The organism is Flavobacterium sp. UGB4466 (genome assembly GCF_903469665.1).
Taxonomy (GTDB): Bacteria; Bacteroidota; Bacteroidia; order Flavobacteriales; family Flavobacteriaceae; genus Flavobacterium; species Flavobacterium lipolyticum.
In genome coordinates this window covers 26921-50831 of sequence record NZ_CAGKLC010000016.1, presented here as the reverse complement: position 1 = coordinate 50831, position 23911 = coordinate 26921, and the positions used below count along the sequence as shown (strand labels likewise).

The 23911-nt window shown below is 36.9% G+C and carries 15 protein-coding genes; 9 read left to right on the top strand and 6 right to left on the bottom strand.

What is annotated here, in order from left to right; all coding sequences use genetic code 11:
- The first annotated feature begins 57 nt into the window (after nt 1–57).
- Nucleotides 58–2052: an excinuclease ABC subunit UvrB gene (gene uvrB, locus JO950_RS06705; RefSeq protein WP_202701946.1), complete on the top strand. Its 1995-nt coding sequence runs from the start codon at nt 58–60 to the stop codon at nt 2050–2052.
- A 123-nt stretch (nt 2053–2175) separates the two neighbouring features.
- Entirely contained in the window at nt 2176–3405 is a 1230-nt protein-coding gene (locus tag JO950_RS06700) for a hypothetical protein (RefSeq protein WP_202701945.1), read from the top strand.
- A 23-nt stretch (nt 3406–3428) separates the two neighbouring features.
- Here the strand turns inward: JO950_RS06700 and JO950_RS06695 are convergent, their stop codons facing one another.
- The gene (locus JO950_RS06695) at nt 3429–3830 is read right to left on the bottom strand and encodes an excinuclease ABC subunit B (protein ID WP_202701944.1); all 402 of its coding nucleotides are present in this window, start codon (nt 3828–3830) and stop codon (nt 3429–3431) included.
- Between the two features lie 56 nt (nt 3831–3886).
- Between JO950_RS06695 and JO950_RS06690 the strand changes: the two genes are divergently transcribed.
- Genes JO950_RS06690 through JO950_RS06680 form a run of 3 tightly spaced genes read left to right on the top strand, consistent with a single transcriptional unit; the run spans nt 3887 to nt 6759 of the window.
- Nucleotides 3887–4696, top strand: a complete 810-nt coding sequence (locus JO950_RS06690; protein ID WP_202701943.1) for an alpha/beta hydrolase — start codon at nt 3887–3889, stop codon at nt 4694–4696.
- Nucleotides 4697–4711: 15 nt separating this feature from the next.
- Nucleotides 4712–5722 (top strand): dipeptide epimerase, encoded by a 1011-nt coding sequence (locus tag JO950_RS06685; RefSeq protein ID WP_202701942.1) that lies wholly within the window; start codon nt 4712–4714, stop codon nt 5720–5722.
- Nucleotides 5723–5727: 5 nt separating this feature from the next.
- Nucleotides 5728–6759 carry an aminotransferase class I/II-fold pyridoxal phosphate-dependent enzyme gene (locus tag JO950_RS06680; RefSeq protein ID WP_202701941.1) on the top strand — a complete coding sequence of 344 codons (1032 nt, stop codon included), beginning with the start codon at nt 5728–5730 and terminating at the stop codon, nt 6757–6759.
- Between the two features lie 230 nt (nt 6760–6989).
- Here JO950_RS06680 and JO950_RS06675 read toward each other — a convergent pair whose 3' ends face one another.
- Nucleotides 6990–8522 (bottom strand): SusD/RagB family nutrient-binding outer membrane lipoprotein, encoded by a 1533-nt coding sequence (locus JO950_RS06675; protein ID WP_202701940.1) that lies wholly within the window; start codon nt 8520–8522, stop codon nt 6990–6992.
- Nucleotides 8523–8532: 10 nt separating this feature from the next.
- Entirely contained in the window at nt 8533–11664 is a 3132-nt protein-coding gene (locus JO950_RS06670; protein WP_202701939.1) for a SusC/RagA family TonB-linked outer membrane protein, read from the bottom strand.
- Between the two features lie 513 nt (nt 11665–12177).
- Here JO950_RS06670 and JO950_RS06665 point away from each other — a divergent pair.
- The gene (locus tag JO950_RS06665) at nt 12178–12642 is read left to right on the top strand and encodes a DUF1456 family protein (protein ID WP_202701938.1); all 465 of its coding nucleotides are present in this window, start codon (nt 12178–12180) and stop codon (nt 12640–12642) included.
- A gap of 443 nt (nt 12643–13085) precedes the next feature.
- On the opposite strand, the gene JO950_RS06660 is transcribed toward JO950_RS06665, so the two are convergent.
- Complete coding sequence (locus tag JO950_RS06660) at nt 13086–13793, bottom strand: LytTR family DNA-binding domain-containing protein (RefSeq protein ID WP_202701937.1); 708 nt, start codon at nt 13791–13793, stop codon at nt 13086–13088.
- Between the two features lies 1 nt (nt 13794).
- A complete protein-coding gene (locus tag JO950_RS06655; protein ID WP_202701936.1) occupies nt 13795–14835 on the bottom strand; it encodes a sensor histidine kinase in 1041 nt (346 codons plus the stop codon).
- A gap of 221 nt (nt 14836–15056) precedes the next feature.
- Between JO950_RS06655 and JO950_RS06650 the strand changes: the two genes are divergently transcribed.
- Nucleotides 15057–15860, top strand: a complete 804-nt coding sequence (locus JO950_RS06650; protein WP_202701935.1) for a DUF5694 domain-containing protein — start codon at nt 15057–15059, stop codon at nt 15858–15860.
- Between the two features lie 264 nt (nt 15861–16124).
- On the opposite strand, the gene sucC is transcribed toward JO950_RS06650, so the two are convergent.
- On the bottom strand, nt 16125–17318 hold the full coding sequence (gene sucC / locus JO950_RS06645; protein ID WP_173967052.1) for an ADP-forming succinate--CoA ligase subunit beta: 1194 nt from the start codon (nt 17316–17318) through the stop codon (nt 16125–16127).
- Nucleotides 17319–17733: 415 nt separating this feature from the next.
- Here sucC and gltB point away from each other — a divergent pair, with 415 nt between their 5' ends.
- Both gltB and JO950_RS06635 read left to right on the top strand, forming a co-directional pair.
- Nucleotides 17734–22251 carry a glutamate synthase large subunit gene (gene gltB, locus JO950_RS06640; protein WP_202701934.1) on the top strand — a complete coding sequence of 1506 codons (4518 nt, stop codon included), beginning with the start codon at nt 17734–17736 and terminating at the stop codon, nt 22249–22251.
- A gap of 156 nt (nt 22252–22407) precedes the next feature.
- Nucleotides 22408–23862, top strand: coding sequence for a glutamate synthase subunit beta (locus JO950_RS06635; protein ID WP_202701962.1), 1455 nt, complete (start codon nt 22408–22410; stop codon nt 23860–23862).
- The last annotated feature ends 49 nt before the right edge of the window (nt 23863–23911 follow it).

The window sequence follows — 23911 nt, the reverse complement described above, 5'->3', positions numbered from 1 at the left end:
CCGAAAAAAAGAAATCAAACTCGTATCTTTACGACACTAATCTTTCATCATCCAAAAATGAATTTCCAGGTATCCTCTGAATACAGTCCAAAAGGTGATCAGCCGCAAGCAATTGAAAAACTTTCACAAGGCATTATAGACGGTGAAAAATACCAAACTTTATTAGGAGTTACCGGTTCCGGAAAAACTTTTACGGTGGCCAATGTTATTCAGGAAGTTCAGCGGCCTACTTTGGTTTTGGCACACAACAAAACACTGGCTGCACAGTTGTATTCTGAGTTTAAGCAATTCTTCCCGAATAATGCCGTGGAATACTTCGTTTCTTACTACGACTATTACCAACCGGAAGCTTTTATGCCGGTTACCGGAGTATTTATCGAAAAGGATCTATCCATTAATGAGGAACTGGAAAAAATGCGTCTGAGTACCACTTCTTCCCTGCTTTCTGGGCGTCGTGATGTATTGGTTGTCGCTTCGGTTTCCTGCTTGTATGGTATTGGAAATCCTGTTGAATTTCAGAAAAATGTCATCGAAATAGCAAGAGATCAGGTCATTTCCCGAACTAAATTATTACACAGTCTGGTGCAGAGTTTATATTCCCGAACGGAAGCGGATTTTACTCCGGGAAACTTCAGAATCAAAGGAGACACCGTTGAAGTATACCCAAGTTATGCCGATGACGCCTATAGAATTCACTTTTTTGGTGATGAAATAGAAGAAATAGAATCCTTTGATGCCAAGACCTCACAAGTCATTGAAAAATTCACGAGACTAACTATTTATCCTGCCAATATGTTTGTGACTTCGCCTGATGTTTTACAAGGTGCTATTTGGGAAATCCAGCAGGATTTAGTCAAACAAGTCGATTATTTTAAAGAAATTGGTAAACATCTGGAAGCAAAACGTCTGGAAGAACGTACAAATTTTGATTTAGAAATGATTCGCGAATTAGGATATTGTTCCGGAATTGAGAATTATTCGAGATATCTTGACGGCAGAGATGCCGGAACCCGTCCTTTCTGTTTGTTGGATTATTTTCCAAAAGATTATTTGATGGTGGTAGACGAAAGTCACGTGACGGTTTCGCAGGTTCACGCCATGTACGGAGGCGATCGCAGTAGAAAAGAAAATCTGGTAGAATATGGTTTCCGTCTGCCTGCTGCAATGGACAACCGACCTCTGAAATTTGAGGAGTTTGAAGCCATGCAAAATCAGGTTATTTACGTGTCTGCAACACCTGCTGATTATGAACTTCAGAAAACAGACGGGGTTTATGTGGAGCAGATTATTCGTCCGACAGGATTATTAGACCCCATTATTGAGATACGCCCAAGTTTGAATCAGATTGATGATTTGATCGAAGAAATTCAGGTTCGCTGCGAATTAGACGAAAGAGTTCTGGTCACTACTCTGACCAAAAGAATGGCCGAGGAGCTAGCCAAATATCTGACCAAAGTCAACATTCGCTGTCGTTATATTCATTCCGACGTGGATACACTGGAGCGTATCGAAATTATGCAGGACTTACGTAAAGGGATTTTTGATGTTTTGATCGGGGTAAACCTACTTCGCGAAGGTTTGGATTTACCTGAAGTTTCACTTGTTGCCATTTTAGATGCCGATAAAGAAGGTTTTTTAAGAAACCACAGATCATTGACCCAAACTATTGGTCGTGCCGCAAGGAACCTTAACGGGAAAGCTATTATGTATGCTGATAAGATCACCGCCAGTATGCAAAAAACAATCGATGAGACCAGTTATCGCAGAACCAAACAAATCAATTACAACACTCAAAACAATATCACTCCTCAGGCCTTAAATAAAAAAATCGATAGTGCCTTTACTAAAAATCCTCTGGTAGAATATGAATTAGGACATACTTTACCGTCAGCTGCGGCAGAACCGGAGACGGCATATTTATCGAAACCAGAGCTGGAAAAAATGATTCGTGAAAAACGAAAATCAATGGAGAAAGCGGCAAAGGAACTGGACTTTTTACAGGCTGCAAAACTGCGTGACGACATTAAAAAACTGCAGGAACAGCTACCTTAAGTACACGATTCTAAAACAATTGACATCCAGAACATAAAAGAATTTTATCCTTAAAATTATGGGAGAAATATTTTATAACGAATTTCAAATTCATTAGTTTTAACAAAATTTTAAAACGCTGAAATGAAATATCTTTTATTCCTTCTTGCTCTTTTTATTTTCCATGTTTCTGCCCTGGCACAATCAGGAAATAACGATTTTTGGAATAAAGAAATAGAAAATTCTTCGGATATCATCAAACCCAATATTCTTTCCAATCACCCGTTAGGAATTTATATTTCCAGATTAAATCATAATTTCAATGTTCGCTCCCCTGATAAATACTCTTTTTCATTTGAATTCTCTAGCGGTAATGTCGCTCTTCCTTATGTAAAGTCATATGAATTAACAGATCCCAACGATCAAAAGGCGGCAGAAAACATGCCCTGGCATGTTCGGGAGTATGCTTTTGACCTAAATAAAGTTCCGCACAATACTAAAGAGTTCACCGCCGATGGTGTGATTCGATCGTATCGATTTACTTTTACATTGCCTATCACGTTTCATCACGAACTTAATTTCGGTTTACGAATAAATTCGCTGGATGGAGGAAAATATCCGTACTCTATTTTTACTTCTGATGAAACAATCGAATGGTTTCACAGTAACATTGCCGGCGGAGAAGATCCTTTCTCAAGACATTACTATGGTTTAAATAAAGCCGGAATATCTTATAAAGACGAAAATGACAGGGTTCTCACCATGCATAACGGTAATTTTACCATTCCCGGAATTGACATCAATTACAACTATTATCCAAAATTAGAAATGAATGAAAAACATCATATCTATTTGAATTTTGGAGCACAACTCGGTATCAATACTTCTCAATACAATCCTGTGGCCGATTTTGGAATTTCTTCTTCTATTCTAAAAAAGAAGATCATTAAAAACAAAAACATTCTGACTTTTGGTGCCAGTGCAGGAGTTTTACGCCAGCATTTTTTAGAATATGGAGATCGGGTAAATATTAGTAGTAGGAATTTCTTCTATAGTCTTGAAGGTCTTATTGATTATAAGTTAAAACTTAAAAACAACAACCACCTTTCGTATGGTATCAATTATAATTTTCAGTCCTCCTATAATAGAAAAAACGAAAAAGATCATACGGTTCTGACCGGACAAAGAATAAAGACGCATTGGCAAAAAACGATTTCACATTTATACGAAGACTTAGAGGGATGGAATTTTATCTGCACCTATTCCACCAAACGTTTTTCTTATTTTGTGTATTTCAGAGAAGATCTAAATCTGGACAATGCACCTGATTTTCAAACTGGTATTGGTTTAAAAATGTCCATTAAAAAAAAGTAATTCCCTGATCTGAAGCTTAAAAGTTAATTATGCTGTTCCTGAAATACTTTCAATAACAGTTTAGGGTCAATTATAGCATTTGGTGCTTTTTTCATTAAATCGAGAACACGTCGGGTTGCAATGGGATTCAAACCCATTTCGATCGCAATTTGCTGTATGGCTTTGGCTTCTTTTTCATGCAAGATACCATCGCAATACATAATCAGCGCCAATCGATAAAATTGCTGAATGCGCTGAAACTCCGATTTTATAACTGAACCGGCACTTTCCTGATGAAATAAATCACGAAAAACATCGGGACCAATATTTAGTTCCTGAGCCACCAACCACAAAAACTCATACTCTCTTTTATGCAACTGTCCGTCAACGGTAGAGAAAGCAATCATTTCTAAAAGTAAACTTATCTTTTCGGCTTCGGTATTCATCAATTTATTATTTTTAGCTAAAATATTGTTTTTAACTCTAAAACGCAACAGTACTCATGATTAGGGGATTTTTCTTTTTTATTTTCTTATGGGTAACCGCTGTCGCAAGCGCACAAAAAAGTACTGCTTCCAAAAACGTATCTACCTTTACAATCGAAGCTACTCAGCTAAAAACAACTAAAAAAGTATGGATTTATCTTCCTGACGGATATGCCGCTTCGGCCAAAAAGAGATACAGCGTGATTTATATGCACGATGCCCAAAATTTGTTTGATGGCACAACCTCGCATGCAGGCGAATGGAATATAGATGAAAAACTGGACAGTCTGAAAGCCCCTGTAATCGTAGTAGGCATTGAACATGGAAATGACGAACGTTTAAACGAATTAACTCCGTATAAAAATGAAAAATACGGCGGTGGTGATGCCGATAATTATCTTGATTTTATTGTAAAAACGCTAAAACCTTATATCGACCAAAATTACAGAACCAGAACCAAAACCAAGGCAAAAAACACCCTTATTATGGGAAGTTCACTTGGCGGATTGGTTTCGTACTATGCCGTGTTAAAATATCCCGAAATCTTCGGAAAAGCAGGTATATTCTCGCCATCCTTCTGGTTTTCAAATAACATTTATACTTTGACGGAACAAACTCCTAAAGTCAAAACTAAAATTTACTTTTTATACGGAGACAAAGAAAGTGACAATATGGTAAGAGATATGACAAAAATGGAACGTCTGTTGGATACTAAACGCTGTTACTGTCTTCATCTCACCAAATCCAAAATCGTACAAGGCGGCGAACATAATGAAAAACTTTGGCGTGATGGTTTCGCAAAAGCAATAATCTGGCTGGGCTATTAAATAAAAAACAAACTTATGGAATTAATTTTAAGAGAATACAATTTAAAACTCAAACATACTTTTACCATTTCCAGAGAATCAATTGATTTTCAGCCTTCACTAATAGTAGAACTTAAAAGTGATGGCTTTTCAGGTTTTGGAGAAGCCACTTCAAATCCGTATTACAAAACAACTGTTCCGGTGATGATTCAGGATTTAGAAAAAATCAGAAGAATTATTGAGAGTACAACCACTGAAACTCCCGAAATTTTCTGGTCTAAAATCTATCCGTACTTAAAAGAGGACATGTTTGCTTTATGCGCGTTAGACATGGCTTATAACGACTTGTACGCACGCAAAAAAGGCAAGAAACTATATGAATTATGGAATTACTCTACAGAAAAAACTCCGCTTACAGATTACACCATTGGTATTGCCTCTATCGAAAAAATGGTTTCGAAAATGCAGGAACTACCCTGGCCTATTTATAAAATTAAATTAGGTACCAAAGAAGATATTGCTATTGTTAAAGAACTTCGAAAACACACTGATGCCATTTTCAGAATCGATGCCAATTGCGGCTGGGATGTTGAGGAAACCATAAACAACGCCATTGAGCTCAAAAAACTAGGGGTAGAATTCCTCGAACAGCCCATGAAAGCCGATGACTGGGAAGCCCATAAGGAAGTTTTCAAACATTCGGTCTTACCTGTAATAGCCGACGAAAGCTGCATTATTGAAGAAGATGTCGCCAAATGTTTCAATCATTTTCATGGCGTAAATGTAAAGCTTGTAAAATGCGGAGGTCTGACTCCCGGGAAACGCATGATTGAAGAAGCCAAAAAATTAGGGCTCAAAACGATGGTGGGCTGCATGACTGAATCGACTGTGGGAATCTCGGCTATTGCACATTTATTGCCACAGCTGGATTATGTGGATATGGACGGAGCCTTACTTCTGGCTCAGGATATTGCGACCGGAGTAACCATAAAAAATGGCGTAATTCATTATTCTGAACTTAACGGCACCGGAGTAACCTTAATCTAATTTTTATGAACGTAGACCAATTTCCGGACAGAACTATTGAAATCAATCAGGAGCAATACTTGTATTTTGGAGGAACTGCTTATTTGGGATTACCCACCAATAAGGCTTTTCAGGAATTGGCCATTCAAAATATACGAAAATGGGGAACTACTTACGGAAGCTCCCGCAATGCCAATATAAAATTAACGGCTTATGAAAATGGTGAGACTTTTCTCGCCCATCACATACAGGCCGAAAGTGCCGTTACGGTGTCATCAGGAATGCTGGCCGGAAAATTAGTTACGGAACAATTGACTAAAACCACCGATTGTTACTTTCATTTTTCAGATCTGCATACCGCAATTAAAACCCCCAACAGTTTACCAATATTTTTGAACCATCAAATACACCCACGTCTAACAGATTCTAAAGCAGAGAAAATCACTATTCTTACTGACGGAGTTCCTTCCTATCAAACCAAAGCTGTTGATTTATCTGTTTTAAAGGAAATCCCCAGTCATAAAGAAGTCACTTTACTTATCGATGAATCGCATTCGCTTGGAATTTTAGGAAAAAATGGAGGTGGAATCTATTCACACATCGACCTTCCGATTAAGCGCAAAATTATGGTTTCGTCTCTAGGAAAAGCATTCGGCTTAACTGGCGGCGTTATTGCCAGTGATATTTCTTTCATCGACCAGATCAAAAATACAGATACTTTTATATCAGCTGCGGGAATGAATCCCGCTTTTGTTCAGACATTGGCGGATGCAACCGAAATTTACAGTATACAACATCAGAAACTGCTGGATAACCTTCATCACATCGATCAGAAACTAATCAAAAATGACACGATTCAATTTGATAAAACATACCCGTTACTTTATTTAGAAGATGAAAATCTAATCGAAATACTGGAAGCAAACAAAATTATTATTGCCAATTTCAAATACCAAAAAGACACAGCTCCTTTAAATCGAATTGTGATTACTGCCAATCATCTTCCCGAAGATCTGGATAAATTAATAGAAATCTTAAACGATTATAACTTTAAGTAAAAACAAAAAAGTTTGCCACGAATTCCACTAATTAAATTTAAACGCGATCCAATTGGCGAAAATTCGTGAAATTCGTGGCGAAAAAACTTCGCCCAGCTCAATAAATTGTAATCCAATTTGATAAAACAATCACGCTAAAAATGATTTAGACCAAGTAATTGACATTTTGAATCAAAGCAACAGCTTATGAAAAAGCGGCTCTGATTAAAAAATCAGAGCCGCTTTAGTTTTTATTTATCCCACCAAACCGGTGTGACCATTGATTTAAAATTTAATTCATAATTTGCTTTATTCGCGTTTCTTTCGTTGGTTGAATAAATAAATCTTCTTATCCATTTTCCTCCATTAGCAGGATCAGCGGCTTTGGGCAGGGCTAATCCCGGAAAAACGTTTGTAGAAAAATCATACCTTCTGTAATCATTAAATGCTTCGCAGTTCAAATAGAGTACTATATTTTTTTGTCTCATAATATCTTTCAACTGCAAACTGGCGGCACCTTTGTTTATAGAAGCATCTCCCAAATAAGCATTTTTATCCGGAGCGGAAACCCCCAATTTATCCATATTTGCACCAATAGCATCCCTATAGGCGTTATACCCTATTGCATTTGTTCCGGTACTTGTCGCATTACCTCCATTTAAAATAAATTGTGCTTCAGCCTGCATTAGTTTAACTTCAGAAAAGGACAAAATAACAAGGGGCGAATCTATTTTTGAATAATAAGAATACAACCCTATTTTAGCATTAGGTGCCGGTGTTCCTTTTGATCCCTGCCCAGGTTCTCCACCAATATAATTCCCCGGAACATTAGGATTTGGATCTTTAGGATTCACAACCCCATCTGTTACAGGATAACTTCTAAGATCAATCAGTAATGGCATTCTGGGATCCATTGTTACCGTTTTAAAAGCAAACGTGCTTCCGTTCATAAAACCAATAAATTGTTTGGTTATCAGATAAGATGCATTTCCGGTATTAAGTCCTAATTGATTATTATACCACGGATTGGTCTGAACTTTATTGTAAATCAATTGAAAATCATCTGCATTGGAGGTTATTCCTTTTGCCAAATAAGAAACTACCGTATTGGCAGCAGTTGTTGCATTGATTTTTGATAAGTGCAATGCATATCTCGCTTTAAAGGTATAGGCGACTTTTATCCATTTTTCTACATTTCCGCCATAAACAAGGTCTTCTTTTCCAGGAGTAAAAGAGGATGTGTTAGGAGCCGACAAATTGGCAATTGCCTGATCTAATAGGTTGTTTATACCTTTGTAGACCTCTTCCTGACGATCATATTCCGGCTTAAAATTCTGTAATGCCAGTGACGCCTGCGAAAAAGGTATATCTCCGTACAGATCCGTTAGCAATCCAAAATTTACCGCTTGCAAAATCTGAACAATACCCTTGTAATGTGATGATTTTGTTTCATCGGCTTTATCGGCTACTTCTTTCAGGTTCCCTAAAGCTTTTACATAGGCAGAAGACCAATAACTATCTAAGGATTCTTCGTAATGATTGTCTACTCCTACTGACGAATTAAGTGCAGAGGAAGTATATTGCGTTAGCAAAGAAACTCTGGTCGCAGCAGCATACTGAGCATCAAATGTGTAATAAATTGCAGGCCCCAATAAATCTTTTAGATTCTTATTCGCGTCAGGTATTACATTTCCTGGTGTATTTACATCAAAATAATCATCGCTACAGCTATAAGTTGTTAGGACAATGCTTATGGTCAAGAATGTTTTGAGTATATTTTTCATCTTTTATAAATTAAAATCCTAGATTAATACTAAATGAATATGATTGCGTAAGCGGAGTGGTCAAACCTGTAAATCCGTAAACATTGGTACCGGCGCTGTAGCTGGAACCTTCCGGATCAAAACCATCAAATGGTGTCCAAATCAGGAAATTACTGCCCGATACCGTAAAAGACAAATTAGAAACACCAATAGTTTTTAATGCTTCTTTGGTCATATTATAAGTAACCGATACATTTCTGAGCTTAAACCAGGAGGCATCCTGTATAAGAGCATCTGCAGCTGTATTGTAAATCGTATTGTTATAAAAATTGTTTCGTAACGATTTATTTATAGGGATGTCGTTAGGTACATATCCTCCTGCTCCATCCGATTTTACACCGTCTAAAACCGCAGTTTCGTTTCTGTCAGCCGTAACTCCTAGAACACCATTTCTAATTCCGTTTCTTCTGGCTGTATCATACGCATCTCCGCCTTTTTTATATTCCAGCAAAAAACCGATATCAAAATTTTTAATTTTAAAGGTATTGTTGAGAGTAGCTACCCAGTCCGGAAAAGCCTCACCGATCTTACCTATTGCTATGGCTCCCGTACTTGTTTTATTAAAAACAGGCAATCCGTTTGCACCAATCACTACTTTACCGTCTACTCGTTGCCAGGACTGGCCATAAAGTGTTCCCGCTGCATCGCCCAAACGTACTTGTGAAGTTATATTGGTAGCCTGAGAGTCGTATCCGAAAATAATATTTTCAAAAGGCAATGCTGTAACTTTAGTTTTGTATTGTGTAAAATTTAGCGTAGAGGTCCAGCTGAACTTTGGATTTTTAAACCAGTCTGCACCTAAAGTCAATTCGTTTCCGGTTGTTCTTAAAGATCCGCCGTTGTCCCAGAATGCCGTAATTGAAGAGGATTGTGGCACAATTCTTTGAATAATCTGATCGTCACTAACCCTGTTAAAATACGTGTATTCCAATCGGATCCTATCCCTAAAAAAACGTAAATCTGTACCTATTTCCCAAGTAGATATGATTTCGGCTTTCAAATTTGGATTGGCGTCAACAGATGTGGCAGAAACTCCTCCAACTCCGTTGAATGGAAAATTTAAATCTTTTATATTTTTTCTAAAAATCGCAAACGGGGGTGTTTTTCCGCTTTGTGCCCAGGAGGTCCTTAATTTCCCATAAGACAAAATAGATTTGTTTGCGTCGATCAGGTCTCCAAAAAGAAAAGACAAATTAGTAGAATAATAATCAAATTTATTATTCTTTACCGGCAAAGTAGATACCTGATCGTATCGCCCAGTAACCCCCAGATAAATAATTTCTTTATAATCGGCTTTTGCTTCAAAAAAGTTCCCCACGTTTCTTACGCGTTCTTCACCTGAATTATAAGCAAATAAATTGGTCGCATTAGAAATATTATTAAAATCGGTAATAAAAATTCCTTCCCCTCTCACATTTGAATAGGTGTTTTTGGTATCCAAAATTTGATTTCCTAAGGTAAGGGTGGTATTAAAATTTCCAAATTTTTTATTGGCCGTGATCACAAAACTAGAATTGAGTCCCGTAAAGCCAATATTTTCATCCAGAATAAAACCATTTACTGCTGTTCCCACATCGAGATTAGCAGGAACATATCGGTTTCTAGTTTCTGAATAATTATCGACACTAGCTCTATACACAAAGTTTAACCATGAAGTTGCCTGATAATTAAAATCGGCCGAAGCAATAATACGATTTACATCATCTTTTAAATTACTTACAGCAGTAAAATATCTTGGCTGATCGATAATACCATTTGTATAATCTTTTTCTTTGCCAGCTGCGGTAAGATAATCATTTACATCAATAGAGGGTGACCAATAGGCCAAGGAACTCATCACCGATTTGTCTCCATTATTAGATCTTATACCTCCGGATTTTGTATAAGCAAAAGAAGAACCTATTTTAAATTTTTCAGAAATCTGATACCCTCCATTTGCTTTGAAAGTTTTTCTTTGGTAAGAAGTGTTTGGTACAATGCCTTCATCTTTACTGGTAGAAGCAGATACGAAATAATTGATTTTCTCTGTTCCTCCGCTTACACTCACGCCTAGGTTTTGAGTCACACCCGTTTTAAAGAAATCTTTATAAAAATTTCTGTATTTAATTCCTGCACCATCTGAACTGGAATATTCCGGTCCAAAACTCCAGAACCCTCCCGGGCTTGCAGGATTTACCCATTCAAAACCACTAGGGCTATCCGATACGGTACTTTTTACATAAGAAGCTCCGTTTAGACCTTCTCTGTATTTGGATTGCAGCTCGGGATAATGATTTACCTCACTAAAAGAAATGCTGGAATTGATATTAATTTTTGGTTTTCCTTCTTTTCCTCTTTTGGTAGTGATAATAATCACACCATTACCGGCCAAAATACCATACAATGCTGTAGCACCTGCTCCTTTAAGAACAGTGTAGCTTTCTATATCTTCCGGATTGATATCTATCGCTCTGTTAGAAAATGAAAACTGTTCTCCGCTACTTACAGAATTAGAACCTTTTGAGGGAGCTACATTTCCTATAGCTGTCGAGTTATTTACGGGGTTACCATCAATAATAATCAAAGGCTGATTATTGTTAGACGGATCTAAAGACGAAACACCGCGAATAACAATATCTACACCAGCACCAACTCCCCCGGAAGTTTTACTTATGGTTACTCCCGCTACGCCTCCCTGCAAACTCTCAAGAGCATTTAATTGACCTGGTCTTTCAATATCCGAGGCCTTCAACGTCTGACTGGCATAACCCAAAGATTTTGTTTTATTTTTGATACCAAAAGCGGTTACCGTCACGGCATCCAACTCTTTAGAATCCGGATTCATTTTTACATTCAAAATACTTTTGGTTACAGTAGCTTCATTCATTTTGTACCCAACGAACGAAAATAATAAAACTGATCCTTTATTTACGCTAATGGCAAAATCCCCGTCTAAACCAGAAGTAGCAGTATTGGAGGTTCCTTTCTCCAGGATATTTACACCTGGCATTGAAACTCCCATCTCATCTGTTACGTTTCCTTTTACCGTTATTTTTTGTGCAAACAGAATGCCTGAAGCAAGTAAGAACAAAACGAAGGAAAAGGTGAAATTCTTTTGTTTCATAAATTTTAGTTAATAATGGTTAATAATTTGGTTTGTTAGACCTGTAATTTAACACTTTATTTTACTAAAATTCGTTTTCATATTAAAATTTAAAGATATTTCTTATAAATGCATTTTGCTTTATTTAGAAGATGAAAACCTAATCGAAATACCAGAATCCAACAAAATTATTATTGCCAGTTTCAAATACAAAAAAAGACAGTAACTCTAAATCGAATTGTAATTACAGCCAATCCATTAAAGTCCGATTTAGATCAATTAATAAATATCTCAAACGATTGTAATTTTAAATAAAAGCCAAAGAACCTGCCACAAATACACTAATTTTCACTAGTTATATTGCGCTCTAATTTTAATTCTTACAATTCGTTGTAAAAAAAATTAAAACACCCTGTATCATAATAATTACTTTTAAAATGTACCTTTGTAAAAAATTAAGTGTATAGTTTGTGATTCCGACGAAGATTGTGGGAACTTGAAACTAAAAACAAACTTGAAACTAAAAAACAAAAAATGACAAACAACGATATCCTAAAAAAACTTCGCGTGGCTTTGATGCTCCGTGACGACCAAATAGTAGAAATTTTAGAATTAGTAGATTTTAGAATTTCAAAATCAGAGTTGGGCGCTTTTTTTAGAGCCGAAGATCATGAGAATTACATGGAGTGTGGTGATCAGGTTTTGCGTAATTTCTTAAACGGACTGGTAATTCATTTAAGAGGAACGAAAGAAAATCCTAAAAACCCAAATGATGTTTTAGCCAAGCATAAAGCTCAGATTCCAAAGAAAGACAGCACAAAGGACAGACCTGAATTTAAAGCTGCTCCTAAAGATTCTGAAAGAGCAAGAGGCGATCAAAGCCCTTCAAAATCAAGTTCAGCTGATAAAAGACCTAAGAAGAAAGAGTTCCCAAAAGGCAACGGAAAACCAGTAGTGGTAGAAAAAGTTGTATATAAAAACGGTAAGAATAAAAAATAGTACTGTTTGTTTAACCGCAAAGAGCGCAAGGTTTTTTAACTATAAGAATCTATACAAACGCAAAGTTCGCAAAGCTATAATGGATAAAGCTTTGCGAACTTTGCGTTTATTAAGCACAATCTAAGAAAAAAACTTTGCGCTCCTTGCGGTTACGAAACGCAATCTAAGAAAAAACTTTGCGCCCTTTGCGGTTACTAAGCACTTTCTAAGAAAAAAAATTTGCGAACTTAGCGGTTACTAAGCGCAATCTAAAAAAGCTTTGCGCCCTTTGCGGTTACTAAACACAATCTAAGAAAAAAACTTTGCGGTCCTTGCGGTTACGAAACGCAATCTAAGAAAAAACTTTGCGAACTTAGCGGTTACTAAACGCAATCTAAGAAAAAAACTTTACGCTCCTTGCGGTTACGAAACGCAATCTAAAAAAAACTTTGCGCCCTTTGCGGTTAAATTTTATTCTCCTCTATTTTCTCAAAAAAAGCATCTTTAAAAGTTGCCCCAATCGGGAGTTCTTTCCCATTTGTAAAAACCGAAAAATTATCTGTTGACTCAATATGTTTTAAAGCTACCACATACGATTTATGAATTTGAACAAAACCATTTTCGGGCAGTGATTCAACAACATTTTTTAGGGATGAATGTGTGATAATTTGCTGATTCGACGTATGAATACAAACATAATTCTGAAGACTTTCTACATATAAAATCTCCTCTAAAAACAACTTTATAAATTTATTTTTTCCGTCAGTTTTAATAAAAATAAATTCAGCCGAATGGTTATTCGATACAACTTCTGTTTTTGAATCCCCATTTAGTTTGGAAACCGCCTGATAAAACCTTTCAAAAGCGATTGGTTTTAGTAAATAATCTACAGCATTCAATTCGAATCCCTCCAAAGCAAAATCAGGATAAGCCGTTGTAAAAATTACTTTTATCTCTCTAGAAATGATTCTCGAAAGCTGCAAACCCGTTAGCTGCGGCATCTGAATATCCAGAAAAATAACATCAACACTATGCGTATTTAGAAATTCCAATGCTTTCAACGCATCATTGAAAACAGCTGTTTTTTCCAAAAAAGATACTTTCCCGATATAATTTTCCAGAATACGCGTTGCCGGCGGCTCATCATCAACAATGATACACTTCAATTTCATATTACTTTTTTAATGGTATTTTTAAATAGGTTTTAAAGGTATTCTTTTCTGCTATTTTCTCGAGTGTAAACTCGCCTTTATAAGCATGCTCTAAACGTTTGCTAAGATTATCAAAACCAATTCCGGTTGAAGAATAATTCTCCCCTGCACCATTATAGTTAAACGTTGAAAGCTCTAAAAAATTTTCTTTTATTACGATAGCAATAACCGCTTTCTCCTCTTCTTTATTCAATTTTCCATGTTTGAAAACGTTCTCAATAAAATGCACCAGCACCGACGGAAGAATCTTTTCTGATGCATAATCACCATCAATTACAAAATCCAGGTAAAGCTGATCTTCAAATCTTTTTTTCTGCAAATGAATGTAGTTTTCTACAAACTGAATTTCTTTGGAAAGCAATACCTCATCTTTCTCCGTTTCTGTAATGACATAACGCAGCAAATCCGAAAGTACCAAAATATCCGAAGCCATTTCATCCTCTTTCAAAACCAATTGACTGTAAAAGGAATTTAAGGTGTTAAACAAAAAATGCGGACTCACCTGCGATTTCAACATTTGGAGTTCTGCCTTTTTATTTTCTAATACTAATTCCTGATTTTGTTTTTGCGTTTCCTGAAAATGAAAGAACAGATAAGCCAGACTGCTCAAAATAACAGCAGGCAGGCCAAAGAAAAAATTATCCTTAATATAATAGCTGATCTCTCTGGTTTCTTTTGCATAATTATGAATTCCGGTAAGCTCATACAGTATCACTTCCTGAACAAAATAACGTATTGCTGCAAAAATCAACAAGGTGATAGGAATACTAATCACAAACAAGAGAATTTTCTTTTTGTTTAAAAACCATTTACAGAAAGTATGAAAATTCAGAAAGTAGACAATAAAGATTACCACTATAAAACTAATGTTAAACATAAAGGAAATCCTGTTGAATACAAGATCCAGATCCCGATTGTTTATCCCAATTTCCCAAAGATTAAAGGTGATATACAATCCCAAAAAAAGAAAGATATGATAAGACAATGGTATTTTTAGCTTCATAATAATGTTGTTGTCCTTTCAAAAATACAACTATGACTTCATATGGATACTATATTTATACAAAACCTCTCTTTTGGGTGACGAACCATTAAAAACGATACACCAAATTTTTCAACCGCAGATTCTCAAGGTTTGTAATCTGAAATTTGACGTTTATCAAAAACTAAAATTTCACCTGAAACCCTATGCTACATTTGTCCTGAATTTAAAAACCAATCATCATGAAAAAAATCACCTTACTATTACTTGCTGTTATCGCATTTAATACCGTTTCCGGACAGTCAAAGAAAAAACAAGTACTCTTACTTGGAACCTTCCATTTTGAAAACCCGGGACTTGACGTTGCTAAAATCAACAGCTTTAATGTGATGTCAGACAGAAGTCAAAAGGAACTGGAGAACATCACCAATAAAATTAAAAAGTTTGGTCCGGATAAAATCTTTGTCGAATGGAACTACCAAAAACAAGACAAACTGGACAAATTCTACAATAGAAATACGGACAGTTTACTTCATAAACAATCAGATGAAATTGTACAAGTCGCTTTAAGATCAGCTAAAAAACTAGGCCATAAAAAGCTATATGCCATTGATTACAACAACACCGACTTTCCATATGACAGTCTTGTAAAAGGGATGACAGCCGCCGGTCAGTTTGATCTAATCAAAAAGAATGAAGAAACGATGAAATATTATGAAAAGAGTCAAAATGAAAAAATTGCCAAATATTCACTGACTGAACTACTGTTAGATATCAATACTAAAAAATCGAATGAAGACAATATTGGCTGGTATGTTGAAACGGCTACTAAAGGAGGCAAAACGGACGATTTTGTGGGGGCTTACTTAGTTTCGGAATGGTACAGAAGAAACCTATATATGTATGCTTTAATTCAAAAACTAACCGAAAGTAAAGACGACAAAATCATGGTTTTATTAGGAGCCGGACATACTGCTATGATCAGGGAATTTGTTGAACACAATCCCGATTTTGAAATTGTAGAACTGGCAGCGGTTTTAAAATAGTCAGGAATCATTTAACCGCAAAGGGCGCTAAGAATTTAACTTAGCATTGTCAATAGAAACGCAAAGTTCGCAAAGCAATTTGTTTAAAATAGCCACGAATTCACGAATTTTTGTTCTCAAAGATTATCAAAAATAATTCGTGAATTCGTGGCAAAAAAAACTTTGCGAACTTTGCGTAAATCTTTGCGTGCTTTGCGGTTATAAAAACAAAAAAATCCACTCCTTTCGGAATGGATTTTCTATATCAATTGATTTCTTATTGAATTAAGAAAGAGCAGCTTTAACTTGGTCAGCAGCTTCCTGAAATTGAACAGCTGATAAAATTGGCATACCTGAGTTGTCAATTAATTCTTTTGCAATTTCAGCATTTGTTCCTTGCAAACGAACGATAATTGGCACATTGATAGCGTCACCCATGTTTTTGTAAGCATCAACAACACCTTGAGCAACACGGTCACAACGAACGATTCCTCCGAAGATATTGATCAAAATAGCTTTTACGTTTGGATCTTTTAAGATGATACGGAAAGCTGTTTCAACACGTTTTGCATCAGCAGTTCCACCAACGTCTAAGAAGTTAGCAGGCTCAAATCCAGCGTATTTAATTAAATCCATAGTTGCCATTGCAAGACCAGCTCCGTTTACCATACAACCTACAGTACCGTCAAGATCTACATAGTTCAATCCTACTTCTTTAGCTTCAACCTCGATTGGATTCTCCTCACGGATATCTCTCATCTCAGCATATTTTGCTTGTCTGTATAAAGCATTATCATCGATATTTACTTTAGCATCAACAGCCATAATTTTGTTATCTGAAGTTTTCAAAACCGGGTTGATTTCGAACATAGATGCATCAGAACCAACGTAAGCGTTGTATAATGAATCGATGAATTTCACCATTTCTTTAAAAGCATTTCCAGAAAGACCTAAGTTAAAAGCAATTCTTCTTGCCTGAAAACCTTGTAATCCAACAGTTGGATCAATTTCTTCTGTAAAAATTAAGTGTGGTGTATGCTCAGCAACTTCTTCGATATCCATTCCACCTTCAGTAGAATACATAATCATGTTACGTCCTGTACCTCTATTCAATAAAACAGAAACATAAAACTCAGAAGTTTCGCTTTCACCAGGATAGTAAACATCTTCAGCAACTAAAACTTTGTTTACTTTTTTACCCTCAGCAGAAGTTTGAGGAGTAATCAATTGCATTCCAATGATTTGTTCAGCAATTTCTTCAACTTGTTGCAAGTTTTTAGCCAACTTCACTCCACCACCTTTTCCACGTCCACCTGCGTGAATTTGTGCTTTTATCACATGCCATCCTGTACCCGTTTCGGCAGTTAATTGTTTTGCAGCAGCCACAGCTTCAACCGCATTGTTAGCCACAATTCCGCGTTGAATGCGTACTCCGTAACTTGCTAAAATTTCTTTTCCTTGATATTCGTGTATGTTCATAATATAGAATTTGTCTGGTTCTGAATTTATTTCAGAATAAAAGTGCGACAAAAGTAGCAAAAATCAACTTAATAGTAAAATCTTTTTCAATTAAAAAACGAGAGTGATATGCACGAAACGTTTATTCTTTTTGAAAGCAAAGAAATGGTTAAATAAATAATTTGTTAATATTAACTAGAAATCACTAAAACGTTTGATATTTAACAAAAAGACCACCGTATTTATTAGTCTTACAGCGATTTTTCATACTATATTTTAGTCCGTATTGTCATTTTAATAATTCGCAATGGTCAAAATAACATTATTATCAATTAAGAAGTCTTTTTCTAATATTACAACAAAAATGAAAGCCAAATCGCAATTTCAATACATTATGTTTAACGAAATCTCTATTTTTGTAAAAAAAATATCAAGAATGAAAGTTAAAGAACAAGGGCTTTATTTGCCTGAATTTGAACACGACAATTGTGGTGCAGGATTTATTTGTAATTTGAATGGTATTAAATCAAATGATATTATTCACAAAGCATTGGATATCTTAATAAAATTGGAACATCGTGGTGCAGTTAGTTCTGATGGAAGAACTGGAGACGGAGCTGGAATTTTATTCGACATCCCACATGATTTTTTTAAAAAAGTATGTGATTTTGAAATCCCTGAAACACGTGAGTATGCAGTAGGAATGTTTTTTTTACCAAAAAGCAAAAACCAGGTTTCTTTTTGTATGAACGCTTTCGAATCGACTATTAAGGATCAAAATTTAAAGATTCTGGGTTGGAGAGATGTACCGGTTGAAGTAGAAAATTTAGGGCAAATCGCCGCAGAAAAAGAACCAACAGTTAAACAGGTTTTTGTTAGCAAAAACGGTCAGGATTTAACTGAAAATGAATTTAATGCAAAACTTTTTGCAGCTAGAAAAATTGCCGAGCATGCCATTAGAGGATCTAAAACCTCCGAAAGCCACATGTTTTATTTCTCTAGTTTATCGACAACTACCATAATATATAAAGGTCTCTTGATGCCGGAAGACATCAGCCGTTATTATGTTGACTTAAAAGATCCCGATTTAGTGACTCGTTTGGCATTAGTGCACCAACGTTTCTCTACCAATACATTCCCATCCTGGGACTTAGCACAGCCGTTTAGATACATGTGTCACAACGGTGAAATCAACACGCTTCGCGGAAACGTTAGCCGTATGCGCGCCCGTGAAGAATTGATGCAAAGCAAAATTTTTGGCGATGATATCAAAAAACTATTCCCAATTATCTTAGAAGGAAAATCAGATTCTGCTTCTATGGATATGGTAGTAGAACTTCTATTAATGACAGGACGTTCCCTACCGGAAGCCATGATGATGGTGGTCCCTGAAGCCTGGGAAAAACATCAGACCATGTCTCCGGAGAAAAAAGCCTTCTACGAGTTTAACGCTTGTATTATGGAGCCTTGGGATGGCCCTGCCTCTATTCCGTTTACAGACGGTAACGTCATTGGTGCGTTATTAGATCGTAACGGATTGCGTCCATCACGTTATACCTTAACCAAAAGCGGTTTTGTCATCATGTCATCAGAAATTGGTGTTTTGGATATCGATCCTGAAGATGTGATTCAGCACGGTCGCTTAGAGCCTGGGAAAATGTTCCTGGTAGATATGAACGAAGGCCGTATTATCGAAGACGACGAGGTAAAAAAATCCATCGTTACCAAACGCCCTTACAAAGAATGGATCGATGCTAACTTATTGCCTTTATCTAAAATACCGTATACCAACAACCCAACTCCGGTTGAAAAACTGGATTTCCTGACCCGACAAAAGTTGTTTGGCTACACGATTGAAGATTTAAAAACCATCATCAACCCAATGGGAGGTCAGGGAGCCGAAGCGATCAGTTCTATGGGTAACGATACGCCTTTGGCTGTTTTATCAGACCAGCCGCAGTTGTTGTACAACTACTTCAAGCAATTGTTTGCACAGGTGACTAACCCGCCTTTAGACGGTATTCGTGAGGAGATCATTACCGATATCAGTTTAGCCATTGGCGGTGATTTCAATATTTTTGAAATTGAATCTAAGCAGTGTAAAAAACTAAAAATCCAAAATCCGGTTATTTCCAACGAGGATTTGGATAAAATCAGAAACATTGACCACGTTGATTTCAAATCGGCTACTATTTCTACCTTATATAAAATAGAAAAAGGAGTTAACGGACTGGAGCGTGCACTTGAAAAATGTGTTGAGGCCACCTTTAAGGCCGTTTCTGAAGGATGCAATGTCATTATTTTATCAGACCGAGGCGTAAGCGAAGAACTGGCTCCAATACCAATGTTATTGGCTTGTTCGTACATTCATCACTCTTTGAATATTTTACAGGTTCGTTCAAAATTCGGAATCATAATTGAATCTGCAGAACCTCGTGAACCGCATCATTTTGCTTTACTGTTCGGATACGGAGCAAGTGCGATCAATCCATACATGGTAAACGAAATCATTCACGATCAGGTGAATCAGGGCTTCATCAAAGGTGTAAAAGCAGATTACGCGATTGTAAATTACAACAAAGCCATTGCAAAAGGAATCGTTAAAATCATGAACAAAATTGGTATCTCTACTTTACATTCGTACAGAGCGGCACAGATTTTCGAGATTTTAGGTCTAAACAAAACCTTTACTTCAAAATACTTCCCTTACACCCCATCACGAATCGAAGGAATTGGTTTGATGGAAGTCGAAAAAGAAGTGAAGAAACGTTTCCAAAAAGCATTTCCAAATTCAAAAATTGCCAACTTACTTTCTCTTGAAATTGGAGGTATTTACAGATGGAGACGCGGTGGAGAGAAACACATGTTTAACCCCACCACTATTTCTAAACTGCAACAAGCTGTTCGTCTGAACAGTCCTGAAAGCTATAAAGAATACTCGAATATGGTCAATGAGCAAAGCTCAAACTTAATGACCATCAGAGGTTTATTTGAATTCAATAATTTAGATCCGATTTCTATTGATGAAGTAGAATCGTGGACTGAAATTGTGAAGAAATTCAAAACCGGAGCCATGTCATACGGATCCATCAGTAGAGAAGCGCATGAGAACTTAGCGATTGCCATGAACAGAATTGGCGGAAAAAGTAATTCCGGAGAAGGCGGAGAAGATCCAAAACGTTTCCAGAAAGAAATTAACGGAGATTCGAGAAACAGTGCGATCAAACAAGTAGCTTCGGGACGTTTTGGTGTTTCAATCAACTATTTGACCAACGCTAAAGAGATCCAGATTAAAATGGCTCAGGGGGCTAAACCGGGTGAAGGCGGACAGCTTCCGGGAGAAAAAGTAGTGCCCTGGATTGCCGAAACCAGAAATTCAACCCCTTATGTAGGTTTGATTTCACCTCCTCCGCACCACGACATTTATTCTATTGAAGATTTGTCTCAGTTGATTTACGATTTGAAAAATGCCAATCGTGAAGCTCGTGTCAATGTAAAATTAGTTTCCGAAGTTGGCGTTGGAACCATCGCAGCCGGTGTTGCCAAAGCAAAAGCCGACGTGATCTTAATTTCAGGTTATGACGGAGGAACTGGTGCTGCACCCTTAACTTCTTTACAACATACAGGTATTCCGTGGGAACTTGGATTAGCCGAAGCGCAACAAACTTTGATCTTGAACGATTTAAGAAGCCGTGTGGTTCTGGAATGTGACGGACAGCTAAAAACGGGTCGTGACGTAGCGATAGCCGCTTTATTAGGAGCAGAAGAATTTGGTTTTGCAACGGCTCCGCTTGTAGCTTCCGGATGTATTATGATGAGAGCTTGTCACTTGAATACCTGTCCGGTTGGTATTGCTACTCAGGATCCTGAATTGAGAAAAAATTTCAAAGGGACTCCGGAGCACGTGATCAACTTCATGTATTTTATTGCCGAAGAGCTAAGAGAAATCATGGCGCAATTAGGTTTCAGAACTTTAAAAGAAATGGTAGGTCAGTCGCAAAAATTAAATGTGAACAAAGCGATCCAACATTACAAAGCCAATGGCTTAGACTTATCATCGATTTTATACAAACCGGAAAAAGCCAAAACGGTACCAAATCACAACACAACACAACAAGATCACCAGCTTGAAAATGTATTGGATTTTGATATCATTAAAGAAGCAATTCCGTCTATTTACAGAAAAGAAAAAACCAGAGTTACCTTTAAAATTAAAAATACAGACCGTTCCGTAGGTGCCATTTTGAGTAATGAAATCTCAAAAATTTATGGCGCACAAGGATTACCTGATGATACTATTTTAGTTGATTTTGAAGGTTCTGCCGGACAAAGTTTTGGTGCTTTTGCCACCAACGGATTGTCGTTTAAAATTCACGGAAACTGTAATGATTACTTAGGAAAAGGACTTTCAGGAGGAAAATTAATTGTAAAAGTCCCTCCTACTGCCACCTTCAAACCTGAAGAAAATATCATTATCGGAAACGTTGCCCTTTACGGAGCTATTACCGGAGAGGCCTATATTAATGGAATTGCCGGAGAGCGCTTCTGTGTTAGAAATTCCGGAGCAACTGCCGTTGTAGAAGGAATTGGAGATCACGGATGCGAATACATGACGGGAGGTACAGTAGTTGTTTTAGGAAAAACAGGACGAAACTTCGCCGCAGGTATGAGTGGTGGTGTTGCTTATGTGTACGACCCGAAGCAGCAATTCGATGCAAGGGTATGCAACATGGAAATGGTTGCTTTTGACCCTATCGAAGACGAGGACGTGAGAAAACTAAGAAAACTGATCAAAAACCACTCTCTGTACACCAACAGTCCATTAGCTAAAAGAATTTTAGCAGACTGGGAAAATGAACAGCGAAATTTCGTAAAAGTGATGCCAACAGATTACAAAAAAGCATTACAGCGAATTGCAGAAGAGAAAAAAATAGAAGAATTAATAGCGGGATAAATGATTTTAGAATTCAGATTTTAGATTTTAGATTGAAATCAACCTCAAAGCTTTGCGAACTTAAAAACTCTCAAAGAATTTTAAAAAACCTTTGCGCTCTTTGCGGTTAAAAACTAGAATTTGGAATTTAATCATTTAGATTTAATTAAAAATGTCATGGGTAAAATAGGCGGATTTAAAGAATATAACAGAGCCGACGAAAGTAATATAGCAGTTGCAGAACGTGTTACGAACTACAACGAATTTACGATTCCGTTAGCAAAAGATAAAATAAAAGAACAAGGTTCGAGATGTATGGATTGTGGTATTCCTTTTTGCCACAGTTCCTGTCCGTTAGGAAATTTAATTCCTGATTTCAACGATATGGTACATCAGGAAGAATGGCAAAGTGCTTTAGAGATTCTACAGTCTACTAATAACTTTCCGGAATTTACAGGCCGCTTATGCCCTGCTCCATGTGAGAAATCATGTGTGTTAGGGATCATCAAAGAGCCTGTTGCCATCGAAAACATCGAGAAAAACATCATCGAAAGAGGCTTTGCCGAAGGCTGGATCAAACCACAGGCCCCAAAAACCAGAACTGGAAAAACAGTTGCTGTTATTGGCTCAGGACCTGCAGGTTTAGCAGCAGCACAGCAACTAAACAGAGCCGGTCACACCGTTACCGTTTTTGAAAGAGACAATGCCATTGGTGGCTTATTACGTTACGGAATTCCAAATTTCAAATTAGAAAAAGGAATTATCGACCGACGTGTAGCAATCCTTGAAGCGGAAGGAATCACTTTTAAAACCAATGTAAATGTTGGCGTTAACTATAGCGTAGCCGAATTAAATTCTTTTGATTCTATCGTATTGTGCGGTGGTGCAACCGAAAGAAGAAGTTTACCAACTAAAGGAATCGAAAGCAAAGGCGTTGTTCAGGCAATGGATTTCTTAACTCAGCAGACTAAAGTTTTATTTGGAGAATCAATTCAAGATCAGGTTATGGCTACCGGTAAAGATGTAATCGTAATTGGCGGTGGAGACACCGGTTCTGATTGTATCGGAACTTCTAACAGGCATGGTGCAAAATCGGTAACCAACTTTGAGATTTTACCAAAACCTCCCGTTGGAAGAAGCGAAACAACTCCCTGGCCTTTTTGGCCACTACAGTTAAAAACCTCATCTTCTCACGAAGAAGGCTGTGATAGGAACTGGTTGATCAATACCAAAGAATTCTTATCCAACGATAAAGGAGAACTGGTAGGATTAAAAACCGTTGAAGTACAATGGAAAATGACTCCGGGGCAACGTCCTGAACTAATCGAAAAAGAAGGTTCAGAGAAAATATGGCCATGCGATTTAGCTTTATTGGCTTTAGGATTTACAGGTCCTGAAAAAACTTTAAGCGAGCAATTAGGACTGGAAATCGATATGAGAAGCAACTATAAAGCCAAAAATTACCAAACGAATGTTCCGCACATTTTCACTGCCGGTGATATGCGAAGAGGACAATCGTTAATTGTATGGGCCATTTCAGAAGGTCGTGAAGCAGCAAGAGAAGTCGATTTGTTCTTAATGGGCTCTACCAATTTACCAACCAAAGGAAACGGAGATTTACCTAGTTTATAAGTCACAGACTCCTTTAACCTTTGTAAAAATAAAAGCCCCTTTTTGAAAT

Bases quoted from the DNA above. Each gene is read 5' to 3' on its own strand.
- JO950_RS06665 (WP_202701938.1), top strand. From the start codon at position 12,178: ATGACAAACAACGATATCCTAAAAAAACTTCGCGTGGCTTTGATGCTC.
- JO950_RS06690 (WP_202701943.1), top strand. From the start codon at position 3,887: ATGATTAGGGGATTTTTCTTTTTTATTTTCTTATGGGTAACCGCTGTC.
- uvrB (WP_202701946.1), top strand. From the start codon at position 58: ATGAATTTCCAGGTATCCTCTGAATACAGTCCAAAAGGTGATCAGCCG.
- JO950_RS06700 (WP_202701945.1), top strand. From the start codon at position 2,176: ATGAAATATCTTTTATTCCTTCTTGCTCTTTTTATTTTCCATGTTTCT.
- JO950_RS06650 (WP_202701935.1), top strand. From the start codon at position 15,057: ATGAAAAAAATCACCTTACTATTACTTGCTGTTATCGCATTTAATACC.
- JO950_RS06655 (WP_202701936.1), bottom strand. From the start codon at position 14,835: ATGAAGCTAAAAATACCATTGTCTTATCATATCTTTCTTTTTTTGGGA.
- gltB (WP_202701934.1), top strand. From the start codon at position 17,734: ATGAAAGTTAAAGAACAAGGGCTTTATTTGCCTGAATTTGAACACGAC.
- JO950_RS06670 (WP_202701939.1), bottom strand. From the start codon at position 11,664: ATGAAACAAAAGAATTTCACCTTTTCCTTCGTTTTGTTCTTACTTGCT.
- sucC (WP_173967052.1), bottom strand. From the start codon at position 17,318: ATGAACATACACGAATATCAAGGAAAAGAAATTTTAGCAAGTTACGGA.
- JO950_RS06680 (WP_202701941.1), top strand. From the start codon at position 5,728: ATGAACGTAGACCAATTTCCGGACAGAACTATTGAAATCAATCAGGAG.
- JO950_RS06660 (WP_202701937.1), bottom strand. From the start codon at position 13,793: ATGAAATTGAAGTGTATCATTGTTGATGATGAGCCGCCGGCAACGCGT.
- JO950_RS06685 (WP_202701942.1), top strand. From the start codon at position 4,712: ATGGAATTAATTTTAAGAGAATACAATTTAAAACTCAAACATACTTTT.
- JO950_RS06695 (WP_202701944.1), bottom strand. From the start codon at position 3,830: ATGAATACCGAAGCCGAAAAGATAAGTTTACTTTTAGAAATGATTGCT.
- JO950_RS06635 (WP_202701962.1), top strand. From the start codon at position 22,408: ATGGGTAAAATAGGCGGATTTAAAGAATATAACAGAGCCGACGAAAGT.
- JO950_RS06675 (WP_202701940.1), bottom strand. From the start codon at position 8,522: ATGAAAAATATACTCAAAACATTCTTGACCATAAGCATTGTCCTAACA.